The sequence below is a fragment of the Sodaliphilus sp. genome (assembly GCF_045598405.1).
Lineage (GTDB): Bacteria > Bacteroidota > Bacteroidia > Bacteroidales > Muribaculaceae > Sodaliphilus > Sodaliphilus limicaballi.
The window spans coordinates 1-3,405 of sequence record NZ_JAZLLZ010000149.1 but is presented as its reverse complement, the minus strand read 5'-3'; the positions used below and the strand labels follow the sequence as shown (position 1 = coordinate 3,405).

General features: G+C 48.1%; 3 protein-coding genes. All 3 read left to right on the top strand.

Annotated elements, in window-relative coordinates; genetic code table 11:
• Positions 1–265 (top strand): hypothetical protein (locus ACKI3C_RS10385; RefSeq protein ID WP_407404741.1); only part of this gene is annotated, 265 nt, incomplete at its 5' end.
• A 214-nt stretch (positions 266–479) separates the two neighbouring features.
• Positions 480–1,784, top strand: coding sequence for a carcinine hydrolase/isopenicillin-N N-acyltransferase family protein (locus tag ACKI3C_RS10380; protein ID WP_407404739.1), 1,305 nt, complete (start codon positions 480–482; stop codon positions 1,782–1,784).
• Between the two features lie 231 nt (positions 1,785–2,015).
• Positions 2,016–3,266 carry a hypothetical protein gene (locus tag ACKI3C_RS10375; protein WP_407404737.1) on the top strand — a complete coding sequence of 417 codons (1,251 nt, stop codon included), beginning with the start codon at positions 2,016–2,018 and terminating at the stop codon, positions 3,264–3,266.
• Positions 3,267–3,405 lie beyond the last annotated feature (139 nt).

The window sequence follows — 3,405 nt, the reverse complement described above, 5'->3', positions numbered from 1 at the left end:
CCCAGGAAAGCCCGTCAGCGCCAGTTCTCCCGGCGATTTGTTTCAAGTTGCCCAGTTGATAGTGCTCCACCATGGTTCACCCATTATTTTTGCACAAAAACAAGAGAATGAAACACACCACAAGCAACACACCTCCGTTTTGGACCAGAAAATTGGTCCAAAATTCCTCAAAAAAAGTGATAAAAGTGATAAACCCGATAAAATCGATAATAACGATAATAACGATAAAACCGATAATAACGATAAAATCGAAAAAAAACGATAAAATCAATAAAAGTAAAAAAACATCACTCTACATCCCCGCACCCGCGCAGTTCCCACTGTTTTGAACCCGGCACCGGGGGGATTTTTACTATTTTCTATAGTCTTTTGCGACAATTATAGGTACTTTTGCGACAATTCGCGATTTTTTTTACGCAAAATGCCCTCTATCTAATTTTTTTTTATATACATTTGCACAACCAAAATTCAACAAGACTATGAAAAAGTTTTATTTATTCACCTTCGTTGCAGCCTCTATATTGAGCGCATGCAACTGCAACAACAATTGCAATAACGACGCTGTCGTTAATGCCGTTCAAGACAATCGTGCCAATGCCAAACTCGACAACTATCTTTACGCAGTAGAGTATGACGACTATGACTTTGACGCCGCTCACGCAGCGATGAGCAAGATGTTCAAACCCGCCAACGCAGCCTGCACCGAGGTGCGCCGCGGCAACTTCGTGGGACGCAACCTCGACTGGTATATCAACGACCAGGCAGCAGCCATCATCAAGATCAACCACAGCGACAAGCACCTTGCCTCTATTGGCATGGTGGGGGCAAACCCCTTGTTCACCGACTCACTTGCTGCCGCTGGCGACACCTGTTCTAGGGTTTATGCTACCATGCCTTTGAGCACCTGCGACGGCATCAACGAGTGCGGTGTATATATAGGTGTAAATGTGATGCCCACCGGCGAGACTTCGTTTGACAAGAGCACTTGGGACTATGGCAAGTGGGGACATGGAGCTGCCAACACCAACCCCGGAGCCGAGAAATCTTACATCATCACAGTGCTATCACGTGTCGTGCTCGACAAAGCGCACAGCGTAGCAGAGGCCAAGGAAATCATCGAGTCTATCAACTGGTATGAGCCTGTCAACTTCCCCCACAAGGGCGAGTCGCAGTCGTTCCACTGGCTCCTGTGCGACAGCACAACAAGCTGCGTGCTTGAATTTATCGACAACAAGCCCTACTACACCGAGACTACCGAGGTCAACAAACCCTCTTACGCTACCATCATGACCAACTTCACCAACAAGTTGATGGCCGACAAGCAGATGATGCAAGACGGAGCACAGGGTTACGAGCGCTACGACGTGATCAAGGCCAACTATGACGCTACTCCCGCCACAAGCGAGGGCATGCAGGACCTCATGAAGAAGGTCTGGTTCTCATTGTCTTACACCAAGGACATCAACGACCCCGGTTTCTTCCACACCGACTATGCCAACAACACCGCCATCAAGGCAAGCGAGGTTTACAACAACCCCGACGTGCTCAAGAACGAGGCATTTGTTAAGGATGTTGAGAAAGGTAAAGCCGACTTCGCCAACAAGTCACTGTGGCACAAGAAAGACTGCTCACTGTGGTACACCACCCACACCACCGTCTATGACCTGGAAAAACGCGAGTTCAAAGTGCTCGTTCACGAAGGACGCGACGGACAGAAGGAATGGTACCACGTTACCTTCAACCACCAGTTCAACAAGCCCCTTGACTTCCAAGGCAAGAAGTAACTGGACGATGCACCTCGCTACAGCGACGATGACTATCTTTTAATTTGCTAAGTTATTGTCCAGAAGAACAATAACCAAATCACCCCCCACCGCCATCATACCAGCGGTGGGGGTAAAACGATAGCTCGCACTGCGTCCTGCAAGACGCTAATCGGAGCAATAAATTTTGAAATCAAAACAGTTTCAACATCCAAAACTTAAGTTACACATTTAAAGAGTCCTTTTTAGTATATGATAATCAAAAAATACATAGCGTGCTTGCTTGCACTTGCAGCAATGCTTTCGTTAGCTACATCTTGCTCAGAAAACGACGGACCCTATATCCCAAAACGTGATTATGAACTCAACCCCAAGCTCACAAAAACCCTCTACAAGCGCGCACTATATGACGAGAAGGTTGACGACCTGCTCAACCTGTGGGTTTACCAGTATGTGTTTGAATACACCAGCGTGGGTCCCGACATGAAGACTCCCGTGCGCCTTACAGGTGTCATTACCATGAATCCTGCCGTGTATAACCGCGAGGTTGAGCCCAAGGATCTTATGCTCTACAACGAGTTTACCACTGCCAAGCACGGAGAACGCACATCTGAAGACGAATTCCAAGACTTGGCTCTTTATATGAACAAGCTCCACAATGGCATCGCAATCTCGGCCGACCTCTATGGATGGACTCTCACCGAGGACAAGCCCCAAGCCTACTGCTGCACACACATCACTGCGCAGGAAACTATGGACTGCTGGGATGCAGCGATGGAAATTCTCAAAGATCTGGATTACAATGTCGAGGGACTTCCCATCTATAACGTGGGCTACTCAAGCGGTGCGCTCGATGCAATGGCAATGCAACGCTACGTTGATGCCTATCGCCCCGACATTAAGTTCAAGGCTACCATGGTGGGCGGCGGCCCTTATGACCTCGAGGCAATCTACAAGAACTACCTTGAAACCGACACCACCGGCTACATCTGCGCTCTGCCGCTTATGATTGTTGCCTACAAGGAGACTTTCAACATGCCATTTGAGTATAGTGATGTGTTCCAGGAACCATTGGCTAGCCACATCGACGACTGGATTCTGTCAAAGAACTATGGCACATGGGACATCAACGGACTCATCGACTCCAAGAAACACATCAGCGAGGTACTCACCCCCACTGCTTGCGATATCAACTCTCCAGTTGCACAGATGCTCATCAAGAAATTCCGCGAAAACTCGGTTTGCGGAACTGGACAGACATGGCAACCCAACACCGATACGAAGTACTTTGTGTATCACTCTACTGCCGACTCCTACATCACCCACGAGGTGGGCATTGAGATGGCCGACTACCTGAAGTCTAAAGGATGCAACGTCGTCACTGATTTTAAAGACGACGGCGACCACGTGCGCAACGGCATCCTCTACTTCACTGCCGAGTGCCTCTTGATAATGGCGGGACAAAAGTTTGAAATACCCGAAGGCACCACCATCGATTATTAATTCAACTTTAGCTTTTATAATAAATGATGCTAATTTATTGTCCAGTAGGACAATATCTAAATAACCCCCACCGCCGAACGTAGTGGCGGTGGGGGTATAGGTAAACCGCAAAAATGCGTCCAGCAGGACGCTAATCGGA